This is a genomic window from Plantibacter sp. Leaf314 (genome assembly GCF_001423185.1).
GTDB lineage: Bacteria > Actinomycetota > Actinomycetes > Actinomycetales > Microbacteriaceae > Plantibacter.
Genome location: NZ_LMOB01000001.1, coordinates 2,766,691 through 2,793,031, shown reverse-complemented (window position 1 = coordinate 2,793,031; position 26,341 = coordinate 2,766,691). Strand labels below are relative to the sequence as shown.

The window sequence follows — 26,341 nt, the reverse complement described above, 5'->3', positions numbered from 1 at the left end:
CGCCGGCCCCAGCCTCGACGAGACGACCCGGTGGTATCCCTGTGAGCAAGCGCATCATCCTCAACGCGTTCGACATGAGCTGCGTCACCCATCAGGCTCCCGGCCTGTGGAAGCACCCGGCCAACGAAGCCCACCGGTACAACGACATCGATTACTGGATCGACCTCGCCAAGCTCCTCGAGCGCGGCACCTTCGACGCCCTGTTCATCGCCGACGTCGTGGGCATCTACGACGTCTACCGGCACTCCTCGGCACCCGCGCTCATCGACTCCGCCCAGCTCCCCGTCGGCGACCCGGTCATCCAGGTGTCCGCCATGGCGAAGGCGACCGAGCACCTCGGCTTCGGCGTCACCGTCGCGTCCACCTACGAACTGCCCTACGCGCTCGCCCGCCGGTTCTCGACGCTCGACCACTTCACGAAGGGGCGCATCGGCTGGAACGTCGTCACCTCCTACCTCGACTCGGCGGCCCGCAACCTCGGACTGACCCAGCAGATCGGGCACGACGACCGCTATGGCATCGGCGAGGAGTTCCTCGACGTCACCTACAAGCTGTGGGAGGGGTCGTGGGAGGACGGCGCCGTCGTCATCGACCGCGAGAACGGCGTCTACACCGACCCGACGAAGGTCCACCCCATCGACCACCACGGCGAGCACTTCCAGGTGCCCGGCATCCACCTCTCGGAGCCGTCACCGCAGCGCACGCCCGTCATCTTCCAGGCCGGCGCCTCCGCCCGCGGCCGCCAGTTCGCCGCGACCCACGGCGAGGCCGTCTTCATCAACGGACTCGTCCCCGAGCTGACCCGCAAGACGACCGACGACATCCGCGACCGCGCCGAAGCCCTCGGGCGCCCTCGCGACAGCGTCAAGATCCTCACGCTCGCCACCGCGATCGTCGCCGAGACCGACGAGGAGGCGCAGGCGAAGTACGAGGAGTACCAGCAGTACGTCTCACTCGACGGCGCACTCACCCTCTACGGCGGCTGGTCCGGCCTCGACCTCTCCTCCTTCGACCCGGACAAACCGCTCAAGTACGTCGACACCGACGCCGCCCGGTCCGCGCTCGCGATCTTCACGCTCGCCGACCCGGACCGCGAGTGGACGCCGCGCGACATCGCCCACTACATCGGCATCGGCGGGATCGGCCCGGTGTTCGTCGGCAGCGCGGCGACGGTCGCCGACGAGATCGAACGCTGGATCGACGTGGCCGGCACCGACGGGTTCAACCTCGCCTACGTCATCACGCCGGGCACGTTCGAGGCCGTCGTCGACCTCCTCGTGCCGGAACTCCGCCGCCGCGGCCGGGTGTGGGATGAGTACCCGGAGGGCACCCTCCGTGGGCGCCTCAATGGCACCGGCTCGCCAGTGATCCCCGAGTGGCACCCCGCCCACCGGTACCGCGGCGCCTACGCGGGGCGGCCGAGTGCCGCCGACGACACCGCGCCGTCCCTGTTCGACACCGAGACCGCGACCGCCCACGCGGCCGACGACACCGCATACGCCACCGAAGGAGCTTCAGCATGAGCATCGACACGATCAGCACTTCGACAGGCTCAGTGACCGGGCGGCAGGTCCCCGAAGGACGCACGTACTGGTCGGGCAACGCCGACGAGGCCGAGCTCGCGCACTGGGACGCCGTCGCCACCGAGGTCGCGACCCGGCTCGCCGTCGACGTCCTCGAGCGCGACCGCGCCAACCTCGACCCCACGAACGAACTCGACCTCCTCCGCGACGCCGGGCTCGTCAACCTCCTCGACCCGGCCGAGTTCGGCGGCGGAGGCGGGCACTGGGAGAGCGCCTTCCGGGTCATCCGCATCCTGTCGCGCGTCGACGCCTCCATCGGCCAGCTCCTCGCGTACCACTACATCAACGCGGGCAACATCGGCTTCACCGCGGAACCGGCCACCCAGGCCGACTGGCACCGGAAGACGGTGGCGGGCCGCTGGATCTGGGGCGACTCCGTCAACCCGACCGACCCCGACCTCTCGCTCACGCAGGACGGCGACGCCTTCCGCCTCAACGGCCTCAAGCGCTTCTCCACGGGCGCCTCGGCGGGCGACGTCATCCTCGTCAACGCCGTGGTCCGCGGTGGCGACCACGACGGCACGATCTTCCAGTTCGTCCTCGACCACGACCGCGACGGCATCGCCTACCTCGGCGACTGGGACGCACTCGGGCAGCGACTGTCGGCTTCCGGCTCGGTGCGCTTCGAGGACGTCCTCGTCGAGCAGGCCGACATCCTCGGCACCGTCGGCGACGAACCGTTCTCCTCGCTCGTGACGCCCGGCATCCAGCTCGCCTTCGGCAACCTCTACCTCGGCATCGCGGAGGGGGCACTGGCGCAGGGCACGGAGCTCGTCCGCGCCCGCAAGAACGCCTGGTTCCTCAGCCACGCCGAGACCTACCGCGACGACCCGTTCGTGCAGCGCGTCGTCGGCGAGTTCGTCTCGTCGATCGCCGCCGTCGAAGCGCTCGCGGACCGCACCAACGCCCGGTTCGACCGCATCATCGCCCGCGGTGCCGAGGTGACGGCGGCGGACCGCGGCGCGGTCGCCATCGAGATCGCGAAGCTCAAGGTCGTGTCGACCGAGCTCGGCATCGAGGTCTCGAACCGGATCTTCGAGGTCACCGGTTCCAGTTCGGCGAAGGCGTCCGTGGGCCTCGACCTGTTCTGGCGCAACGTGCGCACGCACTCCCTCCACGACCCGGTCGACTACAAGAAGCTCGAGGTCGGGGCCAACCACCTGAACGGCGAGCTGCAGCCCATCTCGCTGTACACCTAGGCCACCCGCCCCTGCCCCGCCCTTCGACAGGCTCAGGGACCGGACGACCGCCGGTCCCTGAGCACCCCATCACCGGTCCCTGAGCTTGTCGAAGGGCCCCAGCCGCCAACGGAACGGAACCAGATGTCCTCCGCACCCACCACCTCCACCGCCCGTCCGGTCGGCTTCGCGGCCGCCCGCGAGCGCCTCCTCCCGCTGTTCGCGGAGATCCAGGCCGGCGCCGTCGAGCGTGAGCTCGAGCACCGGCTCCCGCGCGAGGAGGTGCGGCAGCTCGCCGCCGCCGGTTTCGGCGCCCTCCGCGTCCCCACTGAGTTCGGTGGCTCGGGCCTCACCTTCCCTGAGTTCACCGAGCTCCTCATCGAGCTCGCGGCCGCGGACTCGAACCTGCCGCAGATCTTCCGCGGCCACATCGCCCTCGTCGAGGACCAGCTTGTCGCAGCGCCGAGCGACCGCCGCACGGCGTGGCTCGAACGCTTCGTCGCCGGTGAGATCGTCGGGAACGCCTGGAGCGAGGTCGGTTCCGGCGCGCTGGGCGTGTCCGGCACGGTCGTCACCGAGCGCGACGGCGGCTACGTCGTGAACGGCCGCAAGTTCTACACGACGGGCAGCATCTACGCCGATTGGACCGATGCGACCGCGCGCCTCGTCGTCGAGGGGCAGCCCGACACCGAGGTCACCGTCCTGGTGCGCACCGAGCAGCCGGGCGTTTCGATCGCCGACGACTGGGACGGCTTCGGCCAGCAGCTCACCGGCACCGGCACGATCGTGTTCGAGGACGCCGTCGTCGACGCCGACCAGGTGCACGCGTTCAGCGACCGCTTCCGGTACCAGACGGCGCTGTACCAGCACGTGCTCATCGCGGTGCACGCGGGCATCGCGGCCGCGGTGGAGCGCGAGGCCGGCGAGCAGATCCGCGCCCGCACCCGCGTCTACAGTCACGGGCTCGCGCCGCTCGTGAAGGACGATGGCCAGATCCAGGCGGTCGTCGGCGAGATCTCGTCGATCGCGTTCGTCGCGAAGCAGGCGGTCCTCGGGGTCGCCGCGGCCATCGAGCGGGCATCGATCACGGCCGCCGACCGTGACTCCGCGGACGACCTGCACGCGAACATCGAGGCCGAGATCCGTTCGGCTCAGGCGCAGGTGGTGCTGTCGGAGCTCGTTCCGCGATCGGCGACGCTGCTCTTCAACACGCTGGGGGCCTCAGCGGTCAGTCGGACGAACGCGCTCGACCGGCACTGGCGGAACGCGCGCACGGTCGCTTCCCACAACCCGGTGATCTACAAGACGCGGATCGTCGGCGACTGGTCGATCAACGGCACCCCGCCGCCCTTCGTCTGGGCCGTCGGTACGGCGAAGCCGGAGTAGCCCACCGCGGCCGCCGACCTCAGCGACCGGCGAACGCCCCGCGGTACGCGCGCAGCGGGTGCGTCTCCGGCAGCGTCGGCTCGGCGCCGAACAGCTTCTCCCGGAGCGTGCCCGGTGCGTACTCGCGCTGCGCGAGCCCACGCTCCTGCAGCACCGGCATGACCTCGTCGACGAAGACCTCGTAGCTCGACGGGATCATCCAGTTGGCGACGTTGATGCCGTCGATCCCCGCGGCCCGCCACTCGGCGAGGTGGTCGGCGATCTGCTCGGGCGTCCCCACGACGCGGCCGCGGAGCTTCGCCGTGAGCTTCGCGAGGTCGCGCACCGTCGGCTCGCGATCGGGTGACAGGGCCTTGAGGGCCTCGAGCATGCTGTGGCCGCCCTGCGTCTCGACGTCCTTGAGCGGCGTCTCGGGGTCGATCGGCTTCCCGGTCGCCTGGTCCGTCCCGAGGTTGGAGTGCGCGAGGAACGCGTCGGCGGAGAGGTACTCGTCGTACTCGGCCTCGATGCGCTTCGCCTCCTCCTCGGTGCTGCCGACGATGAACGACATCGCCTGCCAGAACTTCACGTCGCGTGGGTCGCGACCGGTCGATGCGACGAGGGCGCGCGTGGACTCCGCCGACGCCCTGGCTGCCTCGATGCTCGGCGCCATCATGAACTGCACCTCGGCCACCTTCGCTGCGAACGCCTTGCCGGCACCCGATGAACCCGCCTGGAACAGCAACGGCGAGCGCTGCGGCGACGGCGACGACAGGTGCGGACCCTCGACGCGGTACCGCTCGCCGACGTGGTCGATGCGGTGCACCTTCGACGGGTCGGCGAAGACGCCGCTGGCCTTGTCGGCGAGGAGTGCGCCGTCGTCCCAGGAGCCCTCCCACAGTTTGCCGACGACCTCGACGTACTCCTCCGCCCACGCGTACCGCTCGTCGTGCTCGACGAGGCGGTCGAGGCCGTAGTTGCGTGCCGCGTTCTCGAGGAAGCTCGTGACGATGTTCCAGCCGACCCGGCCACCCGAGGCGTGGTCGATCGTCGAGATCTTGCGCGCGAAGGTGAACGGGTGCTCCTGCAGGATCGACGAGGTGAAGGCGAGTCCGAGGTGCTCGGTGCTGATGGCGAGCGCCGACAGCAGCATCGAGGGGTCGTTGCTCGGCAGCTGCATGCCCTCACGGGCGTTCACGTCGAACGACGCACCGGCGCCGCCGTAGACCCCGACGACGTCGGCGAAGAAGATCGTGTCGAAGCGTCCGCGCTCGAGCGTCTTCGCGAGGTCGACCCAGAGCTGCACGTCGTCGAAGGTGTGCTGCCGGGCGTCCGGGTGCCGCCAGAGTCCGTGCTGCATGTGCGACCCCGTGTCCATCACGAAGGCGCCGAACTGGAGACGGGTGGGCTGCTCGGAGGTCATCCCCTCACGCTACCGGCAGGCCGTCAGCCGAAGGTGCCCTCGAGGTCCTGGTCGGGGCCGGAGGTGCTGATCGAGTAATCGACCGGGTAGCCAGACGGGCTCGTTCCGGCGAGCGCCGGGTTCTGCAGGATGGCGACGATCGCCGCGCCCTGCTCGGGCGTGACGTCGGTGATCCACAGCTTCGGTTGCGTCGTCACCTCGATCTCGACGCCCGGGTAGGCCTCGACGACGGCGAGGATCGCGTCGACCATCGCCGGGCTCAGCTCACTCGGATCGTCCACCATCGAGAAGCGGTCCTGCACGCTGTAGGACGCGCCGTCCGGATACAGCTCCCGGAGTTCGCGCACCGCGGCCGGCAAGGCCTGCATGGAGAAGACGGTGACGCGCGGCGTCCCATCGGCAGCGTCGACGTCGATGTCGACCTGCAACCGTTCCGTCAGCATCAACCGTTGCAGCTGGTCGGCGATCTCATCGATGCTGCGGTCGCTCGGTACGAGCTGCACGCGCCAAGGACCGCGCGGCGGGTCCTGTTGCTGGGCCGGCGAGGTCGGGTCGGGCTCGCGCTGGATGACGACGATGGCGATGCCCTGGAGGTCGTCGCCGACCCGCTTCGCCGCGCTGGCGGCAGCCAGCACCTGGCCGACTCCGGCGTCGAGCGACATCGTGACGGTCGCGCCGTGACCGTCGACGTCAATGTCGGCGACTCCGTCGACGTCGGCGAGGGCATCGGTGAAGCCGTCGATGGCCTCCGTACGTTGTGCCGCGGCAACGGCCTGGGCGGGCGGTGGGCGGAACGCTCCGGTCGACGCCACGATGACGGCGACGACGACCAGAAGGGCAAGCACCCTGGTCACGATCCGCACCCTTCGGCGACCGATCACGAACGTCAGGAGCACGATGACGGCGGCGACGATCAGGACGGGGATGCCGTAGACGACGAGGCCGAACACGAGGAACACGAACGCGGACCCGGAGGTGTTCGGCACACTTCCCGTCACCACCATCCAGGGCAGGTTCCCGAGCATCGCCAGCACGCCGAACCCGACCCCCGCGACAGCGACCGCAGCCACCGCAGCAAGCACGGCGAGTCCGCGCGACGGCGTCGCCCGACGGACCGCCTCCATCACCGGTTGGACGAGCAGCAGCATGACCCCGACGGCGACGAGGATCCAGCCGCCGAGCGAACCGAGCATCTGGTACCAGAGCTCCGCCTCGGACGGCCCGTTCGCCACGATGGGCGCTTCCAGCCCATACGAGCCGGTGGCCTGATCGGCTGGGATCGCCGTTCCGATGATGGAGATGAGCGTCGTGACGACGCCGGCGACGGCGACGATCAGGACGGCCGACACCGCGAGGTCGAGCGAGCGGGAGAGGTAGCGGAGCAGAAAGGAGCGGCGGGACGGGCGACGGGCGGACTCCTGCGGACGGCCAGGCTCCGTCAACGACGTACTCGACGTCGCAACGTCGGTTCCGGCGACGCTCGGCTCGTCGCCCGTCGCTCCTCGGTCGTCCATGGTCCCCGCTTTCAACGCGCCGCAGTGGCGCTCCCCTGGCGGTCAGTCTGGCATGCCGTTACCGGCAGGCCGTCAGCCGAAGGTGCCCTCGAGGTATATGTCGCCGTCGGGGCCGATCGTGTGGATCTGGTACTCGGCGGGGTACCCGGAGGGGCTCGTCCCGGCGAGCGCCGGGTCCCGGAGGATCGCGTCGATCGCGGCCGCGGCCTCGGGGGTCACGTGGTTCACGTAGAGCTTCGGCTGCGCGGTGAGCTCGAACTCGGCGTTCGGGTTCGCGACGACGACACCGACGATCGCGTCGACCATCGCCGGGCTCAGGTCGAGCGGGTCGAAGACCATCGAGAACCGTTCGGGGACCGAGACGTAGGCTCCGTCGGGGGCGATCTCGGCCAAGGCCGCGACGACGCCCGGCAACGCGGCGATCGAGGGGACCGTGATCGCCGGCCGATCGCCCGTGATGACCATCTGGATGCCGAGCGCCTCCGCCCGCAGCAACCGATCCACCTGGGTGGGCAGGGTGTCCGCCGGGAACTCGGAGGGGACGAGCTGCAGCCGCCAGGGCGCCGATTGCGGGTCGTCGGCGGCCTGATCGGTGCCGCTCGACTCGCGGGCCAGGACGACCATGACGATGGCGGGTTGGACCCTGGCGTCCTGAGCTGCGGCGGCCTGCTCCTCCGAGACCTGACGCGCGGCCAGGGCGGCGGCGAGCACCTCGTCGGCGCCGGCGTCGGCGTCCATGAGGACCGTGGCCCCCGCACCGAGGACGTCGACGGACGCCACGCCGTCGAGCGGTTCCAGGGCCTGCGTGAACGCCGCGGCCTCCCCACCGAGGGGCGGACCGGCCGCCGGCTCGAGCGGTGGCGGGCGGAAGAGCCCGAGCGATCCGGCGAGGACCGCGACCGCGAGGACGGCACCGAGGACGAGCAGGAACCGACGCCGTCTCCCGCGGTCGGCGAGCCTCGCGAGGCCGACGATCGCCGCGACGACAAGCAGGATCGGCAGCCCGTAGACCACCGCCAACCACACGACGGTCCCGAAGGAGGTCCAACCCACGAGCCAACCGGGCGAATTGCTCCCGTCGATCCTGACCGCTGCGATGACGCAGATCGCGAGGCCGACGACGGCCACCGGGACGAGTCCGAAGAACGCACCGAATCCGCGGGACCTGGCCCATCGTCCGCCGAGCTCGGTCGCCGGTTGCACGAGCAGGAGCACGACCGCGAGGGCGAACCAGAGGTACGTTCCGATGGTGCCGAGGACGCTGTACCACTCGCCCGCGGGTGAGAAGGAGACGGCGTCGGACCAGGTCGCCGGGTTGCCACCTCCGGTGATCCGGTACCCGTCGCCGTCGCGGTACTCCATCTGCCGGTCGAGGATCCCCAACGCGGCGATGACACCGACGACTCCGGAGACCACGACGATCGTCGCTGCGGCGAGCACGGCGCTGCGTCGCAGGTAGGCGCTCATGCGCGAGAGCCACACGGCGAGGCTTCCGGCTCCGGCTCGACCGGCCGGCGTCAGACTCCCGGACGGCACCGCGTCGGGCTCGGGATCGGCGATCCGCGTCCCGGATCCGTCGTCGCTCACAGCTCCCCGTCCTCGAACCGCAGCGCACGGCTCCCCCGGTCGTCAGTCTGGCATGGTGCCGTCCGTGGGGCGAGGTCTCCGCCGTCAGCGGGCGTCGAGCGCGCGCAGCTGCCGCTTGAGGGCGACCTGGCGATACGAGGTGTCGATGAGTTCGGCGATGAGCTCCCAGTCGACGTCGTCCAGCGTGCGCCCGTCGTCACCGTCGAGTCCGGCGTCGAACGCGAGCTTCCCCGAGGGCCCGTCGTACTTCGGCGACCAGAACCGCTCGTCCTCGAGCCAAGCTCCGCGCTCCTCCTCAGCCGGGGTGAACGTGATGCTGTGCGGGACGCGCATCTCCGACCCGACGGTCACGAAGACCCGCTTCCCCGCCTTGAAGCTCGGGCGGCCATGGCCGAACGTCTCGACGGCCTCCGGGTAGGCGAGGCACACCTGCCGGACCCGTTCGACGAAGGGATCGTCGGCGTCGTGCACGATCGGATGCTCCATGCGCCGACGCTACTCCTCACGGACGTCAAGCGGCAGCGGTCATCGGATGCCGTGGCCGGGGTGCGCCGCGTCGTACGCCGCGCGGGACGCCGTGATCGCCGGCCGCTGCTCGAGGGACCAGTCGGCGAGCGTCTTGACGAGGTGGGAGAGGGCTGCGCCAGAGGAGGTGAGCGCGTAGGACACCTGCGCCGGCACGGTCGGGAACACGGTCCGCTCGACGAGGCCGTCCCGTTCGAGTCGACGAAGGGTCAGCGTCAGCATGCGCTGGGAGATCCCGTCGATCGCGCGCTGCAGCTCACGGAACCGCCGCTCACCCGACGCGAGTTCCACGACGACGAGCACCGACCACGTGTCGCCGATGCGGTCGAGGACGTCGCGGATGCCGCAATCCGGGTGCCCCTCCTTGCCGCAGGGTTCGAGGTCGGCGGTTACCGCGGTGTGCGTGAGTGACATGCAAGTGCCTTCTTGTGGGTGTTCGGCGGGGGTCGCAGACTCGTCCGAGTCATCATCCTGAACACCGAAAGGCCCTGAAATGATCCTCGTCACCGGAACCACCGGCCAACTCGGCAGCGCCATCCTCGACGCACTCACCGCTCGGGGCGCCGCACCCCTGGCGAGCAACCGCAGCGGGCAGGACGGCGCCCGTCGGATCGACTTCGACGACCCCGGCAGCGTCTCCTTCCTCGGCGTCGACACGCTGGTCCTCGTCTCGGCCGGCGAAGCCGAGGACGACGTCGTGATCGCCCGCCATGAGACGGCGATCGCCGCGGCCGAACGCGACGGGGTCCGGCACGTCGTCTACACGAGCCTCGCGACGGCCGGCGACCACCTCGCGTTCGCGCTCGCACACCGGTGGACGGAGCGGCGGCTGGAACGCAGCCCGCTGTCCTGGACGATCCTCCGGAACGGCCTGTACGCGGAGCTCTTCGGTTCGTTGCTGGAGTGGTCCGGTGGATCACTCCACTCGGCCTTCGGCGACGGGGCGCTCGCCGCCGTCACCCGAGCCGACCTCGCCGAGGCCGCCGCCGTCGTCGCGATGGCGCCGGGCACCCACGTCGGACGCCGGTACGACCTCGTCGGCGAGCCGATCACGGCGAGGCAGGTGGCCGATCGCCTGGGCGTCGGGCTCCACTCGACGTCACTCGCCGAACGCCGGGAGGCGCTCATGCACGCTCAGCTCAAACCGTTCCAGCCACCGATGCTGCTGTCGATCTTCAGTGCGGTCCGCCACGGATTCCTTGCCGGCACGGGCGACGATCTCCGTGACCTCCTCGGTCGCGAACCCGCCGACGCCGTGGCCATGGCGGCGTCTGCCGTCGCGGCGCCCTCGCCGTGATCGTCGGTCCCCTGCGCGCCCGAGCCGGGCTGGGCCTCAGGCGAGCGCGGGCTTCCGGAACGGGACCACGCGACGCCAGGTCGCCATCCGCCAGAGCCATTCGATCGGACCGTACTGGAATCGGCGCAGCCAGAGGCGGCTGAGCACCGACTGGATCGCGATGAGGACGAGCGCGCCGAGGCTGACGAGCGCGAGGTCGTCGAACTCGCGGAAGGGCACGACCAGTGCGACGAGGGCGAGGACGACGGAGGCACCGAGGTAGTTGCTGAGTGCCATCCGCCCGAGCGGTTCGAAGACGAGGGCGAGTGCCCGACGGACCGGCGTCTGCCAGAGCAGGGCGAAGCCCGTGACGTACACGATGGCGAGGACGCCGCCCGCGATGCCACCGGCGGTCGTGAAGCGGGGGTCTCCGGGCTCCGTCGTCTGCCACCAGAGCGCGGGGACGGCGAGCACCACCGCGCCGGCGAAGGCGATCCACACCGGGCGTCCGCCAGCGTCGAGCACCTTGGGCAGCCCGTAGGCGGCCGCTCCGGCTCCGGCGAGGAGGAGACCGGGGAGCGTGGCGAGCCCACCCCCGGTGAGGGCGTAGGCGGCGACCGTGAGGGTGACGCCGAGGCCGAGCGTCACCCAGCGCGGCGCCCACAGCACGATCGGCAGCATGAGGAGGCCGCAGATCGCGTACTCGCGGAGGATCTCGCCCGGGTAGAGGAAGGCGTGGGCGAAGCCGATCACGAACAGCGCGAGGTAGCGCAGCAGCATCGGCAGGAGCGGGTGCACACCGCGTCGGCGCGCACCCTCGATGACGAACATGGCGCTCATGCCGAAGAGGAAGGCGAAGATCGGGACGAACCGAGTTTGCACGGCGAACTCGAGGACGAGGTCCATCGTGCTCACGTGCCGCTCGTCGAAGGGGATGTCCTGACCGAGTCGGGTGATGTCGGGGACGTTGACGAAGAGGATGCCGGCGAGCGCGAAGCCGCGGAGGGCGTCGATGAGCTGCCACCGACGAGCAGGCGAGGCCGTCGGGGACGCGGAGGGACTGGGCATGGCGGGGCTACTGGTCGACGCATGAGACATATCAGTAGTACAGCAGCTCGCCGCGGGAGGCGCATGCACCCAGAGGATGATCTCGATCCACCTGCGGGCGCCGGGCGTCAGACGTCAGGCGGCGGGCGCCTTCGGGCAGTGCAGTTGCGTGCGCGGGCCGGTCGTGCGGTCGACGATGTGTTCCGACATGGCGTGACCACAGATCGGACACCCCGACTGAGCCGACGGCGGCAGGGGCTCCTCGTTGTACGGACCGAGCGGCGGTGGCCCGAGCACCTTCCACATCCGCCCGTTCACCCAGCCGTACAGGCCGCCCGCCTCTCGGACGGACTCCCGGAAGGATCGCTTCTCACTCATATTGATGAGTGTACTAATCATTTGGGTACGATGGGACCGTGACCGCCAACGAATCCACCACCGTCGCCACGGCCGACGACCTCCTCCAGCTGGAGAACCAGGTCTGCTTCGCCCTCGCCGTCGCGTCACGAAGCGTCATCTCGCTCTACCGCCCGATCCTCGAACCCCTCGGGCTCACCCATCCGCAGTACCTCGTGATGCTCGCGCTGTGGCAGCACAGCCCACGGTCGGTCAAAGACCTCGGTGGTGCGCTGCAGCTCGAGCCGGCCACGCTGTCGCCGCTCCTCAAGCGGCTCGAGGCGGCCGGGCTCGTCCGGCGCGACCGCAGCCGGTTGGACGAGCGCGTCCTGGACGTCTCCCTCACGACCGCCGGCCGCGAGCTCCGCACACAGGCGGAGGCCATCCCTCACCGGGTCATGCAGGAACTGCGCATGGACGCCGACCATCTGACACAGCTCCGCGAGATGCTCCACGCGGTCATCGGTGCGGCGACCACGGCCCCGGCCGTCACGGGCACCACCGTCGAACCGAGCTGACCGACGCGACGAGCGGTCGGAGCGGGTCAGGCAGCGGGCGCCGGCGCCGGTTCCGCCGCGGCCTTGGGGTTCCGGATCCCGACGAACGAGACCAGGCCGCCCACGAACATGAACACCGCCGTGGCCAGCACCACCCGCGAGAATCCCCCGACGCCGAGCGCACCACCGGCGATGATGCCGACGAGCGCGATCGTCACGAGTCCGGCCACCCGCGACACCGCGTTGTTCACGGCCGAACCGATGCCCGCATGGGCCGGGTCGATCGACCCGAGGATGCCGGCGGTGAGCGGCGCGACCGTGATCGCGAGCCCCAGACCGACGAGGAGGATGCCCGGGAACAACTGGAGCCAGTAGTCGAGGTCCTGCTGGGCACCCATCATCAGGAGGAAGCCGACACCCGCGACGATGGGCCCGAGGGTCATGAACAACCGCGGCCCGTGCGTGCCGGCGAGCTTCCCGAACCAGGACGACAACGCGAGCATGACGAGCGTCGGCGGGAGCGTCGCGATTCCCGCGAGGGTCGCGCTGAAGCCGGCCGTCTGCTGGATGAACACGGCGATCGCGAAGAACCCGAGCGACAACGCACCGTAGATGAAGACCGTCGCGATGTTGCCGAACCCGAAGTTGCGCACGCGGAACAACGACAGCGGCAGCATCGGATCGGGGTGCCGGCGCTCCCACCACAGGAAGGCGATGAAGGAGAGGACACCGACGATGAGCGGCACGAGGAGCATGGGGCTGTCCCAGCTGTAGCGCTCCTGCTCGATGAGGGCGAACACCGGACCACCGAGCCCGACCGCCCCGAGCACGGCGCCGACGACGTCGATGCGCGGACGGTGCTCGGGCTCCGGCACCCGGTCGGCACGCATCATGAGGAACAGCGTGACGAGGATCGGGATGATGTTGATCGCGAAGATGAGCCGCCACGACAGGGTGTCGACGAGCACCCCGCCGAGCAGCGGACCGGTGATGCCGGCGGCCCCGGTCCACGCCGTCCAGGTGCCGATCGCCTTGCCCTGCGCGGCGCCGCTGAAGGTGGAGATGATGATGGCGAGCGAGCTCGGCACGAGCAGGGCCGCCGCACCGCCCTGGAGGAGGCGGGCGATGATGAGCACCTCGGCGGACGGCGCGACCGCACAGAGGATCGACGTCACGCCGAAGCCGATGAGCCCGATGCGGAGGATGCGGATGCGCCCGAACGCGTCGGACAGGGACCCCGCGAGCAGGATCAGCGAACCGAGGGTGATGAGGTAGGCGTCGACGACCCACTGCTGCACGATGAGGCCACCGCCGAGCTCCTTCGTCATCGCCGGCAGCGCGACGTTCACGACCGAGCCGTCGAGGAACGCGACGAACGACGAGAGGATCGCGATCGTGAGCACGAGGCGCTGCTGGCGGGTCATGGCCTCAGCGTAGACCCGGGTTCCGACGCTCCAGGCGCCAGCGCGAGGAAGCTCGACAGGCGTCGGAACGACCCGCTCGGCCCGCCGTCCGCCGCACCCCCTCCCAGCCCATCCTCCGCCCCGCGTTCGTACACTGGAGACCATGGTCGACCTGTGGTGGCTCCCTTCGCTGATCGTCTTCGGCGGCGCCGGCATCATCGTCTGGCTCCTCCTCGCGTTCCTGCGCCGACGCACCCCGAAGACCCCGATCGCGTCGATCGACGACCTCCACCGTCGCGCCGGCATCGCGCTCGTCCGCACCGACGACGCGGTCCGTGAGGCCGAGGACGAGGTCGGGTTCGCCGAAGCCGAGTTCGGACGCGAGGCCGCACGCGGATACGCCGCCGACGTCGCCGCGGCACGAGCCGCACTCGGCGAGGCCTTCCGACTGCGCCAGGCCCTCGAGGACGAGGTCGCCGACACCGAGCGGCAGCGACGCGAGTGGAACGAACGCATCGTCCACCTCTGCGAGGACGTCGAGCGCACCCTCACCGCCCGGTTGCGCGGCTTCGCCGAACGGCGTGGTGCCGAGCGCTCCGCCCCCGACCTCCTCGGAGACCTCGAGCGACGCATCGACCGGGCGCGCGACCGACTGACCACGACCGGGCTCGCGATCGCGTCGGCCGCCGAACGGTACGCGGCAAGCGCCGTCGAGGACGCCCGAGTGCTCCGTCGCACCGCGCAGACGACGGTCGACCAGGCGGTGGAGGACGCGCGGCACGCGGCCGAGCGGATCGCCGACGGACGCCCGACCGCTGCGGCACTCCACGGCCTCGGTCGGGAGCTGCAGCAGGCGGAGGACCGGCTCGACGCCGTCGAACGTTCGCTTGCGGGCATCGGTGCCGCGGAGGCCGAGCTCGCTGCGGCGGCTCGGGAACTCCGGACGGTCGTCGTCGAAGCGGCTGAGCTCCGCGAGTCGGCAGAGCGACCGGAGACGGCCGATGTGATCGCCGGAGCGATCGACCGCGCGAACCGCGCCCTCCTGCTGGCCGAGTCCGCGACCTCGCCGGACGGCGAGCGCATCCTGCCGGATCCCGCTCGACGCCTCGAGTCGGTGCGCGCCGCCGACATCGAGCTGGACGCCGCCCTCGCGACGGCTCGGAGTGAACGGAGGCGCCTCGACAACGCCCGTGAGGCGATGCGAGGGGCGATGTTCACGGCCGACAGCAACCTGCGCATCGCGGCTGACGTCATCTCCGCGCACCGAGACCGGGTGGGTGCCGACGCCAGGACCCGGCTGGCCGAGGCGAAGCGCCAACTCGCCCTGGCCGAGGCGGCTGCGGCGGCCGATCCGGTCGAGGCGCTCGACGCCGCTCGCCGGGCGTCGCGGATCGCCCAGGACGCGGACGCCCTCGCACGGTACGACCTCGGCTGAGTGCGGCCTCCGCCGACGGGTCCGGGTCGCCGGAGGCCCGCGGGCGTCGGGCTCGTCGTCGTGCCGCAGTGTAGGTCGTTCCGCCGCCGAGCGCCCGGCGTTTACGTTTCATCTCGAACTGTGACCCGCCCTCGGTAACGTGACGAGCGTCGTCTCGAACTCCTGTGGAGACTGTCCCCGTGCACGCACCAGTGCACCCACAGACAGATTCGAGGACCACTCATGACCGAGCAGACCGGACCAGGACCGAGCGAGTTGCGCGAGTCGATCGCCGCCGGCAAACGGAAGCGTCGAACCATCCTGATCGGCGGGATCGCGGCCGTCGCCGTCGCCGCCATCGCGATCGCCGTGTCGGTCGTCGTCGGCGGCCAGAACGGCGCCGCCGACGCCGCGACCGGATCCGGCGCACCCGCCGAACGGCTCAGCGTCAAGATCGCCGTGTCCGAGGACACGCAGTTCCAGGACGCCGTGAAGGAGGTCGCCGCCGAGAAGGGCCTCGACGTCGAGTGGGTCAACGTGAAGGACTGGGTGCTCCCGAACACCGAGCTCGTCGCCGGCACCGTCGACGCGAACGCGTTCCAGCACATCCTCTACCTCTCCGCCTTCAACGCGGAGAACGACGCCGACCTCACGCCGGTGTTCTCGACCGTGATCACGCAGTGGGGCATCTTCTCGAAGACGCTCGGTGACGTGCAGGACCTCGCCGACGGCGCCCGTGTCGCGATCCCCGACGACCCGTCGAACGGTGGTCGCGCGCTGAACATCCTCGCCGCGGCCGGCCTCATCGAGATCGCCGCGGACGCCGGCAACTTCCCGACCGTCGAGGACGTCACCGCGAACGAGCGGAACCTCCAGTTCGTGCCGCTGCCGGCGACGAGCATCCCGCAGCAGTTCGACGACCCGTCGCTCGCCGCCGTCGTCGTCGGCACCTCGTACTTCGACCCGAGTCAGAACATCACCAAGGACGACGCCCTCTTCCTCGACGACTCACTCTCCGAGAAGAACCTGCCCTACGTCAACGTCGTCGCCACCCGTGAGGACGACAAGGACAACCCGGCCTGGAAGATCCTCGAGGAGACCTACGCCGACCCGCGCGTCGCCGAGGCCCTCGACGACGAGTTCGCCGGGAACTCGATCCTCGTCCAGGTGCCGGTGAAGGAGCTCCGCGACAAGCTCGCCGAGCTCCAGACCGAAGCCGGATAGGACGACCACGCAGTGGCCGCCCGGGAGCTCCCGGGCGGCCGTCCCGCGAGAGGAGCAGCTATGAGTACCGCGATCACCTTCGAGGACGTCAGCAAGACGTTCGAGGTGCAGGGCCGCGCCTTCGAGGCGCTTCGGAACGTCGACCTGACGGTCGAGCGAGGTGAGATCTTCGGCATCGTCGGCTACTCCGGCGCCGGTAAGTCGACGCTCCTGCGCACCGTCAACGCGCTCGAGCGCCCGACGACCGGACGGGTGATCGTCGAAGGACTCGAGATCTCGGCGCTCTCGGGATCAGCGCTGTACACGGCACGCCAACGGATCGGCATGATCTTCCAGCAGTTCAACCTCCTGGAGTCACGCACCGTCTACAAGAACATCGCCTACCCGCTGAAGCTCGCGAAGGTGCCGGACGCCGAGATCCTCGACCGCGTGGAGGAACTCCTCGCGTTCGTCGGATTGAGCGACAAAGCGCTCGCCTACCCCTCGCAGCTCTCGGGTGGACAGAAGCAGCGCGTCGGCATCGCACGAGCCCTCGCCACACGCCCGGAGATCCTCATCTCCGACGAGGCGACCAGCGCCCTCGACCCGCAGACGACCGGCGAGGTCCTCGAACTCCTCCGTCGGGTGAACGCCGAGTACGGGGTGACGATCCTGCTGGTGACGCACGAGATCGACGTCATCCGCGAGCTCGCCGACCGGGTCGCCGTCATGGAGGACGGCGAGGTGGTGGAGCAGGGCAGCGTCTACGAGGTGTTCTCCGCGCCTCGCACGGCGACCGCGCGCCGCTTCGTCTCCTCCGTCCTGCACCACATCCCCTCCGAGGAGGTGCTCACGAAGATCCGGGCCGTGCACCACGGGCGGCTCGTGCAGCTGCACGTCGAGGATCGCGACACCAACCACCCGTTCCTCTCGCGGGTCGCCCGCGACAACGACATCGACTTCAACGTCGTGTTCGGTGGGGTCGACGAGCTCCAGGGCCGCCTGTTCGGCAGTCTCACGGTCGAACTCCTCGGCCCGGACGACCGCGTCGACGCCGCCATCGACGGCCTCCGTGCCACGGCGACCGTCACCGCCATCGACCCGGGGCCGACGCCGCACTCCACGGTCCCTGACGCCCACCCCTCGGTCCCTGAGCCTGTCGAAGGGCATGCACCGAGCGCCCAAGACCCCTCGGCCCCAGACGCCCACACCTCTGTCCCTGACGCCCACGCCTCGGTCCCTGAGCCTGTCGAAGGGCGACCACGCGCCGAGGACCCCACCATCCTGAAGGAGCACACCCATGCGTGACTTCGACCCGGAGGCGTTCTTCCCCCGTCTCCTCAAGGCCATCGGCGAGACGGGGTTGATGGTCTCCGTCGCCTTCGCCGTCGCGACCGTCATCGGGATCCTGCTGGGCCTGCTCCTCTACGCGAGCCGTCCCGGCAACCTCCTGCAGAACCGCCTCGTGTTCGGTGTCCTCAACTTCATCATCAACGTGATCCGGCCGGTGCCGTTCCTCATCGTCGCGATCGCGCTCATCCCGCTCACGCGGCTCGTGTTCGGTACCGGGCTCGGACCGCTGCCCGCGACGATCCCGCTCATCCTCGTCGCGAGCGTCGCGATCGGGCGCGTCTCCGAGTCGAACCTCGTCGCCGTCTCGCCGGGCGCGATCGAGGCCGGCGCCGCCATGGGGGCGAGCCCCGCGCGGGTGCTCTTCACGATCGTCGTCCCTGAGGCGCTCGGGCCGCTCATCCTCGGGCTGACGTACATCCTCGTCGCCCTCGTCGACGCCACCGCCGTGGCCGGCGTACTCGGTGGCGGTGGGCTCGGCGACCTCGCCATGACCTACGGCTACCAGCGGTTCGATTGGATCGTCGTCGGCCTCGTCGTCATCACCCTCGTCGTCCTCGTGCAGCTCGCGCAACTACTGGGCAACGTCCTCGCGAAGCGGGTGCTGCACCGATGAACGACACCGACTTCGACGCGTTCCTCGCCCGACTCCGCGGCGGCGCCGTGGCGCGAGAGACCGACCGACGCCTCCTGTTCGACGAGGTCGCCGAGCTCCGGCGGCTCGGCTTCGCCGCCGCCCGGGTCCCACGGGAGTCCGGTGGCGCGGGGCTCACCCTGGAGCAGCTCTTCACCCGGCTCATCGCGCTGTCCGCCGCGGATTCGAGCCTCGGGCACGTTTGGCGCGGGCACATCCTGTTCGTCGAGTCTTTGCTCGCCTCGCCCGACGCCGCCTACCGCGAGCTCTGGTTCGCCCGGCTGCGCGACGGCGACCTCGTCGGGAACGCGCAGTCCGAACGCCACGCGACGGCCCACCTCGAGACCGTCCTCGACCGCGACGGCGAGACGCTGACGATCACGGGCACCAAGTACTACACGACCGGCAGCATCTACGCCGACTGGATCCACCTGTCGGCCCTCGACGGCACGGATCGGGTCGCCGCGACGGTCTCGGCGCACGACCCAGGAACCCGCTCGGTGGACGACTGGGACGGCTTCGGCCAACCGCTGACCGGGAGCGGCACGACGACGTTCGACCGGGTGCCGGTGGACCCTCGCGACCTCGTCGTCCACCGCGGCGACGCGGCGGCATGGCACCGCACCGGCGCCCTGCAGCAGCTCATCCTGCTCGGCGTGGTCGCCGGGATCGCGCAGCGCGCGCTCGAGGACACCGTCGACTACGTGCGGGCGCGACGTCGCACGGTCGGCCACGCGGGCGAGCATCTGCCCAGCCAGGATCCGCTCGTGCAGGCGATCGTCGGACAGCTGAGCAGCGTCGTCCACACCGCCCGCGCGCTCGTCCTCGCCGCCGCCCGGACCCTGGGCGAGTCGGGCAACGGTCCCGACACCGCCCGCGAGACGCTGTTGGAGGTCTTCCGCGTCCAGCAGGTCGTCCTCCCGCTCGTCCTCGACGCGCTCAGCCGGCTCTTCGAAGTCGGTGGGGCCTCCGCCGTCGGTCGGGCGTCCGCGCTCGACCGACACTGGCGGAACGTCCGCACGATCGCCTCGCACAACCCGGCCGTCCAACGTGCGGCGGCCCTCGGGCAGTTCGAACTGCTCGGCACCCTGCCCGAGTGGGAGGCGCCTGGCGCGCGGCCGGACGCGGAACCGGCGACGACGGCCCCGGTGCCGGCTTCGGCGACCGCTTCGGCGGCGGTCACGGTGGATGGCGAGGCGTCATGAGCGCGACGACCGTCGACCGGGATCTGGTCGCGCGCTTCGCTCCGCTCTTCGACGAACTCGGGCGGGGCGCCGTCGAGCGGGAGCGCGAGCGCCGCCTGCCGTATGCCGAGGTCGAAGCGCTTCGCGAGGCCGGCTTCACCCGGGTGACCCTGCCTCGCGAACACGGCGGCGATGCGGCCACGCACGGCGAGTTCTTCGAGTTGCTCGCGGAACTCGCCAGACGCGACCCCAACCTCGCGCAGCTGTTCCGCTCCCACTTCTCCTACCTCGACCGCACCCTGCACGCGCCGGCGTCCGCTGACCGGGAGGCACACCTCGCCCGGCTCGCCGACGGCGCCGTCGTCGGGAACGCGAGCCACGAACGCTCGACCGCCAAGGTGGGCTCGCTCGCCACCCGCCTCACCGAGACGCCCGAGGGGCTGCGGTTGAACGGGACGAAGTTCTACAGCACGGGCACGCTGTTCGCCGACCTCGTCGGGGTCGCGGCCGAGCAGGACGGCGAGTTCGTCTCGGTGCTCGTGGACACGGGCGCCCCCGGCGTCGATCGGATCGACGACTGGACCGGGTTCGGGCAGCGCTTGACCGGCAGCGGCACGACGGTGTTCACCGATGTCGCGGTCGACCCGTCGACGGTGGTGCGACGCGAACCTGACCGGCCGTCACATGGTGGCGCGTTCGTGCAGCTGGTCCTGCTCGCCGCGGTCACCGGCATCGGGCGGGCGATCGTCGACGACGCCGCCGGGTTCGTCCGCGCGCGGACGAGGACGTACAGCCATGGCGCGGCCGCCACCGCTCAGGGTGACCCGATCGTGCAGGAGGTCGTCGGCGAGCTGTCGGCGAAGTCCTTCGCGGCCGACGCGGCGCTGGCCGCGGCGTCGGCCGCGCTCGAGCGTTCGAGCAGCGCGATCCTCGGTGGCGATCCCGAACGCATCCGGGCACAGCTCGCCGCCGTCGAGCTCGCCACGGCCCGGGCACAGCTCGTGATCCTGCCCGCGGTGCTGGACGCGGCGACCGCCCTGTTCGACGTAGGCGGTGCCAGCGCCGTCGAGACGCATCTCGCGCTCGATCGGCACTGGCGGAACGCCCGCACGATCGCCTCGCACAACCCGGCCCGCTTCAAGGCGAGGGCGATCGGCGACCACCTCGTCAACGGCACGCCGATCGTCTCCTGGTGGAGCACCGGCGAGGCCTGACGCCCTACTTCAGCCCGGAGAACGCGAGCCCGTCGATCACCCGGCGTTGCAGCACGATGAACAGGATCAACACGGGCGCCATGGCGAGGATCGACGCCGCCATCATCACCGGGTAGTCCGTGGTCTTGTCGCTCGAGAGCGTCGCGAGCCCGGCGGCGAGCGGCATGGAGTTCGCGTAGGTCGAGACCACGAGCGGCCAGAGGAGTTCGTTCCACGACCACAGCACCGTCGTGATGGCGAGCACACTGATGCTCGGCTTCGCGAGCGGGAGCATGATCTTCCAGAAGATCTGGAACGGTCCGGCCCCGTCGATACGGGCGGCCTCCTCGAGTTCCGTCGGGAGGTTCAGGAACGCCGTCCGCATGAGGAACGTGCCGAACGCGCTGAACAGGCCCGGTGCCACGATGCCGAGCGTGGTGTTCAACCAGCCGAAGCCCTGCACGATCTGGTACTGCGAGATGAGGTACGCCTGCGACGGCACCATGAGGATCGAGAGCGTCACGGCGAGCAGGATCGTGCGTCCCCGGAACCGCATGCGGGCGAACGCGTACCCCGCCATGGTGCAGAGGACGATCTGCGCGACGGTCCGGATGACCGTGATGAGGATCGAGGTGCGGAGCTGGTCGAGGAACGGGAGCCGTTCGAACACGGCGGCGTAGTTCTGCCACTGCAGTTCCGCCGGCCAGAACGTGGGGACCACGCTCTGCACCTCCGCGTTCGTCGACAGCGACATGATGATCTGCCAGATGAACGGGAACGCCATGATGAGGCCGCCGACACCGAGCACGATGTGGGCGACGACGTGGGACCCGCGCCGTTGGCCGGGGCGACCGGCGTCGCGGCGGCGAGCGGAGGCGGCCGTCGGGCGGCCGGATCCCGGGACGGTGACGGCGCGGGTGGTGAGCGGCGCCGTCGCGGTGAGTTGCTCAGTCATGGTTCACCCATCGTTTCTGGAGCCGGAACTGCAGGAGCGTGACCAGTCCGATGATCAGGAAGATCACGATCGCGATGGCCGACGCGTAGCCCTTGTCGTTCTGGACGAAGCCCTGGTCGTAGAAGAAGTAGACGAGCGACATGCTCTTCGGGAGCACGGGGTTCGTGCTGCCGAGGATCGCGTACAGCAGGTCGAAGAGCTGGAAGCTCGAGATGACCGTGATGATCGTGACGAAGAAGATGCTCGGGGTGAGCAGCGGCACCGTGATGGAGCGGAACTGACGCCACCGGGTCGCCCCGTCGAGCTCGGCGGCCTCGTACAGCTCGGGCGCGATGTTCTTGAGCCCGGAGGCCAGGATGATCATCGAGAAGCCGAGCGAGGACCACAGACCGACGATGGCCACGGCGAACATCGCGGTCCCCGGCGTGCTGATCCAGTACGGACCGTCGATGCCCACGAGCGACAGCGTGTAGTTGAGGATGCCGAAGTCGCCGTTGAAGATGATGCGCCACACGATCGCGACGGCGGTCGGCATCGCCACGTACGGCAGGAAGAAGAGCACCCGGTAGAAGCTCGCGAAGCGGAGGCCCGGGAGGTTCAGCAGGCTGGCGAGGTACACGGCGATCGGGATGCCGAGGAGGACGACGGCCGTGTAGATGAGGGTGTTGCCGAGCGAGGCGTAGAGCCGCGGGTCGGCGAACAGTCGCACGTAGTTCTCGACACCCGTGAAGGTGGTTCCGCCGAAGACGCCCCACTCGGTGAACGAGTAGTAGGCGGTCTGGATCATCGGCCAGATGAAGAAGACGCCGATGCCGGTGAGGAGCGGGAGGACGAACGCCCACGGCCAGGCACCGTCGCCGCGGGCGGCACCCCGCCGTGCCGCCCTCGATGAGGAGAGCGGCGCCGACGGGGTGCGCGTCACGGTCTGACCGGTCACTTCTTGGCCAGGGCGGCGTTCATCTGCTCGGCGATCTCCTTCGCCACGTCGGAGACGGGCTTGTCGCCGCTGAACGCGTCGGGCAGGAGTTCGACCTCGAGCGCGTTCCATGCCGCGGTGTTCTCCGAGACCGGCAGCGGCTTGGCGTAGTCGAGGGCGTCGAGGAAGACCTGCAGGTTCATCGTCGGGTAGGAGTCGACGAAGGACTGCTGGGTGCCGTTGAACGCGGGGATGACGGCACCGAGGTCGCCCTGCTGCTGCTGCGCCTCCTCGCTCGCGAGGAAGACCTGCAACGCTTGGGCTGCCTGCTTGTTCTTGCTCGCGGACGCCACGACGTTGGAGACGCCGTGGATGACCGTCGCCTGCTCCTTGCCGATCGGCAGCGGGAAGGCCTGCGTGGTGGCGGCGACGTCGGACTCACCGACGAGGGGTCGCAGCCAGCTGCCGCCCCAGTACATGGCGACCTTGCCCGAGGTGAACCACTGGTCGGCCGGGGTGTCCGTCAGCTGCTGCATGTTGGGCGAGGAACCGTTCGCGATGAGGTCCGTCCAGAACTGGAGCCCTTCCTGTGCCTCGGGGCTGTCGTACTCGGACTCGGTCTGGTCGGCGTTGATGACCTCGCCGCCCGCCTGCAGGATCGTGTTGTAGTACGTGGTCTGGCCGTCCATACCGCCGGCGGCCCCGTAGACGCCCTGGTCCTTGAGATTCGTCGAGATCGTCTGCGCTGCGGTGTCGAAGTCGTCCCAGGTCCAGTCGTCGGCGGGCAGGGCCACACCGGCCTGCTCGAACAGGGCCGTGTTGACCCAGACACCCACGGTGTCGAAGTCCTTCGGAACGCCGTACTGCGTGTCCTCGAGCGAGTACAGCTCGTTCAGGGCCTCGGGGTAGTTCTTCGGGTCGATGTCGCCCGCCTTCACGGCGCCGGTGATCGGTTCGATCTTGCCGTTGGCCGCGTAGACCTGGAAGTTCGGGCCGTTCAACCAGAAGAGGTCGGGGAGGGTGTCGCTCGACGCCTGCGTCTGCAGCTTCGACCAGTAGGACGCCCACGGCGTGACGTTCACGTTGACGGTGATGTCGGGGTAGACCTCGTTGAACGCCTCGATGTTGGCGTCGATCGCCGCGACCTGGGCCTGGTCCCACACGCCGTAGGTGATCTCGGCCTTGAGGTCCTTCGGGGCTGCGGCGTACTCGCCGCCGGTCGCGCCGCCGCCGCCACCGGTGCTGCAACCGGCGGTGAGGGCTGCGGCGGCCAGCAGGCCGATGCCGCTGAGGACGGCACGGCGACGGGCGCGGCCACCTGGTGATGAGGTGTGGTTCGTGAAGAACGAAGGCATGACGGGAGTCCTTTCGAGGTGCGCTACCGGGCGGTGGCGTCGAGGGAATGCGGTGCAGTGCTGGAAGGCGTCGCGGTACTGGTGGTGAGGGAGGAGAAGTACTCGACGAGCGTCGGGTCGAGGGGAGGCACGTCGAGCGGGATCGAGCCGTTCCGGAGCGAGTGCGCGGCGAGCGCACCGGCGGCGACCGCCTGCCGTGCGGCGACCGGGGACAGCGTGGTCGGGGTCCCGTCGGCCACGAAGGCGAGGAACTCGTTCATGGTGTCGACGTCGGCGTCGGCGTGCCCTTCCTCGACGCCCGCGATCGGGTACTCGGCGTCGCCCTCGGTGCTCCAGGTGCGTCGGCGGTTCCAGACCTTGACCGTCCCGCCGGCGGTGTCGCCGATGTTTTCGAGCCGGCCGTGGGTGCCGATGACGGTGTAGTTCCGCCAGTAGTCGGGCGTGAAGTGGCACTGCTCGTAACTCGCGGTGATCCCGCCCTCGAGGGTCATGAGCATCATCGAGACGTCCTCGACGTCGACCACCGGGTTGAGTCCGCGCTGTGCCTCGGGCGGCCAGTTGTCGTAGGAGAACCAGTCGGCCATCGTCTGACCGCTGCGGTCCTCGCGGTCCTCGACCTCGCCGTACACCGCGAGGTCGCCCATCGCGACGACGCGCCGGGTGTAGGCACCCGCGAGGAAGTGGACCACGTCGATGTCGTGGCTCGCCTTCTGCAGGAGGAGGGTGTTCACGCGCGAACGGTCGGCGTGCCAGTCCTTGAAGTAGTAGTCGCCGCCGTTGCCGACGAAGTGACGCACCCAGACGGACCTGACCGCGCCGATCTCGCCCCGCTCGATGACCTCGTGCATGAGCCGGACGACGGCGGCGTGGCGGAAGTTGTGTCCGACGTAGAGCGGCGTCCGCGACTCGTAGGCGGCCTGGAGCACGGCATCGGCGTCGTCCAGCGTGATCGCGAGCGGCTTCTCGAGGTACACGGCGATGCCGGCACGCAGCAGGTCGACCGCGATCTCCTTGTGGGTCCAGTCCGGCGTCGTGACGATCGCGGCGTCGACACCGCCCTGGGCGATGAGCGCCTGGTGGGAGTCGAAGACGTCGAGGTCGTCGCCGAACATCTGCCGCGCGCGGCTGCGACCGATCTCGGTGGTGTCGACCGCCGCGACGATCGCCGACGGCGTCGGGCTCGCGGCCACGTGCTCCGCGATGTACGCGCGCTGACCGGTGCCGATGACGGCGACCCGGAGCCCGGTGGGGGTGGTGGCTGGTGCGTTGCTCACTCGATCACATCCGCTTCCTTGCGTGAAGTTGATTCATATGATGCCAAAACGATCATGAAATGACAATAGGCGATCACGGCGATCACGCAAGGGGCTCGGCAGATGCGGTGCAGAGGTTTTACCGCGCCGAAACATGTGGAGCGGGGTCGCACTTCGACAGGCTCAGTGACCGGGGGGATGGCTCAGTGACCCGGAGGGAGGCTCGGCGACCAGAGGGACCCGGGACGTCGCAGGGCCCCGGAACGGGCGGACCGGCCGCGGTCAGTCGGCGATGATGAGTTCGACGCCTGCCGTGGCCAGGGCCTCGGCCAGGGCAGGATCCACCGCCGCGTCGGTGACGAGCACGTCGATGCGGTCGAGCGGGCAGATGCGGGCGAAGGTCGCCTTGGTCATCTTCGTGCTGTCGGCGACCACGATGACCCGCTTCGCCACCTTCACGAACTCCTGGCTCACAGCGGCCTCACCCTCGTGCAGGGTGGTGGCGCCGAACTGCGCACTCAGCCCGTCGACGCCGAGGATCGCCACGTCCAGGGCGATCTCAGCGAGCGCGCCGGCGACGAGCGAGCCCACGAGTTCGTACGACTGCCGACGGGCGACGCCGCCGGTCACGACGATCTTCACGTGCGACCGCACCGAGAGCTCGTAGGCGATGTTCAGCGCGTTCGTGACGATCGTGACGGAGGCGTCCCCGTCGGAGCGGACGAGGTGCTCGCTCCGACCGATCACCCGCGCGACCTCGCTCGTCGTGGTGCCACCGTTCAGTCCCACGGCGTCGCCCACGTTGATGAGCGTGGCCGCCGCCTTCGCGATGGCCCGCTTGGCGTCGGCCTGGCGCGCGATCTTGTACTGCAGCGGCAGTTCGTAGCCGGTGCCGAGCGCCGCGGCACCGCCGTGGGTCCGGGTGACGAGACGCTGTTCGGCGAGTGCCGTGAGGTCGCGTCTCGCGGTCGCGGCGGAGATGCCGAGTGCTTCGCCGATCTCGGCGATCGTCACGTTGCCGCGTTCGCTCACGAGCTCGAGCAGGGCGTTGAGTCGCTGTTGTTGCGTCATCTGTCCTGCATTCCGGATC

General features: G+C 69.9%; 24 protein-coding genes. 11 read left to right on the top strand and 13 right to left on the bottom strand.

Features of this window, described 5'->3' with window-relative positions:
* The first annotated feature begins 41 nt into the window (after positions 1-41).
* The 3 genes from ASF68_RS13145 (at position 42) to ASF68_RS13135 (ending at position 4,147) form a co-directional block, all read left to right on the top strand.
* A complete protein-coding gene (locus ASF68_RS13145; protein WP_082498615.1) occupies positions 42-1,523 on the top strand; it encodes an LLM class flavin-dependent oxidoreductase in 1,482 nt (493 codons plus the stop codon).
* Positions 1,520-2,782 carry an acyl-CoA dehydrogenase family protein gene (locus ASF68_RS13140; protein WP_082498614.1) on the top strand — a complete coding sequence of 421 codons (1,263 nt, stop codon included), beginning with the start codon at positions 1,520-1,522 and terminating at the stop codon, positions 2,780-2,782. The genes ASF68_RS13145 and ASF68_RS13140 overlap by 4 nt, the downstream gene beginning before the upstream one ends.
* A gap of 123 nt (positions 2,783-2,905) precedes the next feature.
* A complete protein-coding gene (locus ASF68_RS13135; RefSeq protein WP_056011037.1) occupies positions 2,906-4,147 on the top strand; it encodes an acyl-CoA dehydrogenase family protein in 1,242 nt (413 codons plus the stop codon).
* A gap of 19 nt (positions 4,148-4,166) precedes the next feature.
* Here the strand turns inward: ASF68_RS13135 and ASF68_RS13130 are convergent, their stop codons facing one another.
* The 5 genes from ASF68_RS13130 to ASF68_RS13110 form a co-directional block, all read right to left on the bottom strand.
* Positions 4,167-5,549 (bottom strand): LLM class flavin-dependent oxidoreductase, encoded by a 1,383-nt coding sequence (locus ASF68_RS13130; RefSeq protein ID WP_056011035.1) that lies wholly within the window; start codon positions 5,547-5,549, stop codon positions 4,167-4,169.
* Between the two features lie 23 nt (positions 5,550-5,572).
* A complete protein-coding gene (locus ASF68_RS13125; RefSeq protein WP_056011032.1) occupies positions 5,573-7,063 on the bottom strand; it encodes a hypothetical protein in 1,491 nt (496 codons plus the stop codon).
* A gap of 72 nt (positions 7,064-7,135) precedes the next feature.
* Positions 7,136-8,650 (bottom strand): hypothetical protein, encoded by a 1,515-nt coding sequence (locus ASF68_RS13120; RefSeq protein WP_056011029.1) that lies wholly within the window; start codon positions 8,648-8,650, stop codon positions 7,136-7,138.
* Positions 8,651-8,734: 84 nt separating this feature from the next.
* The gene (locus tag ASF68_RS13115; protein ID WP_056011026.1) at positions 8,735-9,136 is read right to left on the bottom strand and encodes an MmcQ/YjbR family DNA-binding protein; all 402 of its coding nucleotides are present in this window, start codon (positions 9,134-9,136) and stop codon (positions 8,735-8,737) included.
* A gap of 39 nt (positions 9,137-9,175) precedes the next feature.
* Positions 9,176-9,589, bottom strand: a complete 414-nt coding sequence (locus ASF68_RS13110; RefSeq protein WP_056011023.1) for a helix-turn-helix domain-containing protein — start codon at positions 9,587-9,589, stop codon at positions 9,176-9,178.
* Between the two features lie 79 nt (positions 9,590-9,668).
* On the opposite strand from ASF68_RS13110, the gene ASF68_RS13105 reads away from it, so the two are divergent.
* Positions 9,669-10,472 (top strand): NAD(P)H-binding protein, encoded by an 804-nt coding sequence (locus tag ASF68_RS13105; RefSeq protein WP_056011020.1) that lies wholly within the window; start codon positions 9,669-9,671, stop codon positions 10,470-10,472.
* Between the two features lie 36 nt (positions 10,473-10,508).
* On the opposite strand, the gene ASF68_RS13100 is transcribed toward ASF68_RS13105, so the two are convergent.
* The gene (locus ASF68_RS13100) at positions 10,509-11,519 is read right to left on the bottom strand and encodes a DUF418 domain-containing protein (RefSeq protein ID WP_056011017.1); all 1,011 of its coding nucleotides are present in this window, start codon (positions 11,517-11,519) and stop codon (positions 10,509-10,511) included.
* A 114-nt stretch (positions 11,520-11,633) separates the two neighbouring features.
* The gene (locus tag ASF68_RS13095) at positions 11,634-11,876 is read right to left on the bottom strand and encodes a hypothetical protein (RefSeq protein ID WP_056011014.1); all 243 of its coding nucleotides are present in this window, start codon (positions 11,874-11,876) and stop codon (positions 11,634-11,636) included.
* 38 nt (positions 11,877-11,914) lie between these two features.
* Here ASF68_RS13095 and ASF68_RS13090 point away from each other — a divergent pair, with 38 nt between their 5' ends.
* Complete coding sequence (locus ASF68_RS13090; RefSeq protein ID WP_056011012.1) at positions 11,915-12,412, top strand: MarR family winged helix-turn-helix transcriptional regulator; 498 nt, start codon at positions 11,915-11,917, stop codon at positions 12,410-12,412.
* Between the two features lie 26 nt (positions 12,413-12,438).
* On the opposite strand, the gene ASF68_RS13085 is transcribed toward ASF68_RS13090, so the two are convergent.
* The gene (locus ASF68_RS13085) at positions 12,439-13,815 is read right to left on the bottom strand and encodes an MFS transporter (protein ID WP_056011009.1); all 1,377 of its coding nucleotides are present in this window, start codon (positions 13,813-13,815) and stop codon (positions 12,439-12,441) included.
* Positions 13,816-13,957: 142 nt separating this feature from the next.
* On the opposite strand from ASF68_RS13085, the gene ASF68_RS13080 reads away from it, so the two are divergent.
* The 6 genes from ASF68_RS13080 (at position 13,958) to ASF68_RS13055 (ending at position 20,793) form a co-directional block, all read left to right on the top strand.
* Positions 13,958-15,229, top strand: a complete 1,272-nt coding sequence (locus ASF68_RS13080; protein WP_056011006.1) for a hypothetical protein — start codon at positions 13,958-13,960, stop codon at positions 15,227-15,229.
* 222 nt (positions 15,230-15,451) lie between these two features.
* A complete protein-coding gene (locus ASF68_RS13075) occupies positions 15,452-16,432 on the top strand; it encodes a MetQ/NlpA family ABC transporter substrate-binding protein (protein ID WP_056011003.1) in 981 nt (326 codons plus the stop codon).
* A gap of 60 nt (positions 16,433-16,492) precedes the next feature.
* Positions 16,493-17,719 carry an ATP-binding cassette domain-containing protein gene (locus ASF68_RS13070; protein WP_235526806.1) on the top strand — a complete coding sequence of 409 codons (1,227 nt, stop codon included), beginning with the start codon at positions 16,493-16,495 and terminating at the stop codon, positions 17,717-17,719.
* Positions 17,712-18,377: a methionine ABC transporter permease gene (locus tag ASF68_RS13065; RefSeq protein WP_056011000.1), complete on the top strand. Its 666-nt coding sequence runs from the start codon at positions 17,712-17,714 to the stop codon at positions 18,375-18,377. Before ASF68_RS13070 ends, ASF68_RS13065 begins: the two co-directional genes overlap by 8 nt.
* Positions 18,374-19,600: a hypothetical protein gene (locus ASF68_RS13060; RefSeq protein ID WP_082498613.1), complete on the top strand. Its 1,227-nt coding sequence runs from the start codon at positions 18,374-18,376 to the stop codon at positions 19,598-19,600. The genes ASF68_RS13065 and ASF68_RS13060 overlap by 4 nt, the downstream gene beginning before the upstream one ends.
* The gene (locus ASF68_RS13055; protein WP_056011989.1) at positions 19,597-20,793 is read left to right on the top strand and encodes an acyl-CoA dehydrogenase family protein; all 1,197 of its coding nucleotides are present in this window, start codon (positions 19,597-19,599) and stop codon (positions 20,791-20,793) included. Before ASF68_RS13060 ends, ASF68_RS13055 begins: the two co-directional genes overlap by 4 nt.
* 4 nt (positions 20,794-20,797) lie before the next feature.
* On the opposite strand, the gene ASF68_RS13050 is transcribed toward ASF68_RS13055, so the two are convergent.
* From ASF68_RS13050 to ASF68_RS13030, 5 genes are all read right to left on the bottom strand, one after another.
* The gene (locus ASF68_RS13050) at positions 20,798-21,727 is read right to left on the bottom strand and encodes a carbohydrate ABC transporter permease (protein ID WP_082456197.1); all 930 of its coding nucleotides are present in this window, start codon (positions 21,725-21,727) and stop codon (positions 20,798-20,800) included.
* Positions 21,720-22,649 (bottom strand): carbohydrate ABC transporter permease, encoded by a 930-nt coding sequence (locus ASF68_RS13045; RefSeq protein ID WP_056011982.1) that lies wholly within the window; start codon positions 22,647-22,649, stop codon positions 21,720-21,722. Before ASF68_RS13045 ends, ASF68_RS13050 begins: the two co-directional genes overlap by 8 nt.
* 11 nt (positions 22,650-22,660) lie before the next feature.
* Positions 22,661-23,998, bottom strand: a complete 1,338-nt coding sequence (locus ASF68_RS13040; RefSeq protein ID WP_056010997.1) for a sugar ABC transporter substrate-binding protein — start codon at positions 23,996-23,998, stop codon at positions 22,661-22,663.
* A gap of 23 nt (positions 23,999-24,021) precedes the next feature.
* Complete coding sequence (locus tag ASF68_RS13035) at positions 24,022-25,272, bottom strand: Gfo/Idh/MocA family protein (RefSeq protein WP_056010994.1); 1,251 nt, start codon at positions 25,270-25,272, stop codon at positions 24,022-24,024.
* Between the two features lie 261 nt (positions 25,273-25,533).
* Positions 25,534-26,322 carry a DeoR/GlpR family DNA-binding transcription regulator gene (locus ASF68_RS13030; RefSeq protein ID WP_056010991.1) on the bottom strand — a complete coding sequence of 263 codons (789 nt, stop codon included), beginning with the start codon at positions 26,320-26,322 and terminating at the stop codon, positions 25,534-25,536.
* Between the last annotated feature and the right edge of the window lie 19 nt (positions 26,323-26,341).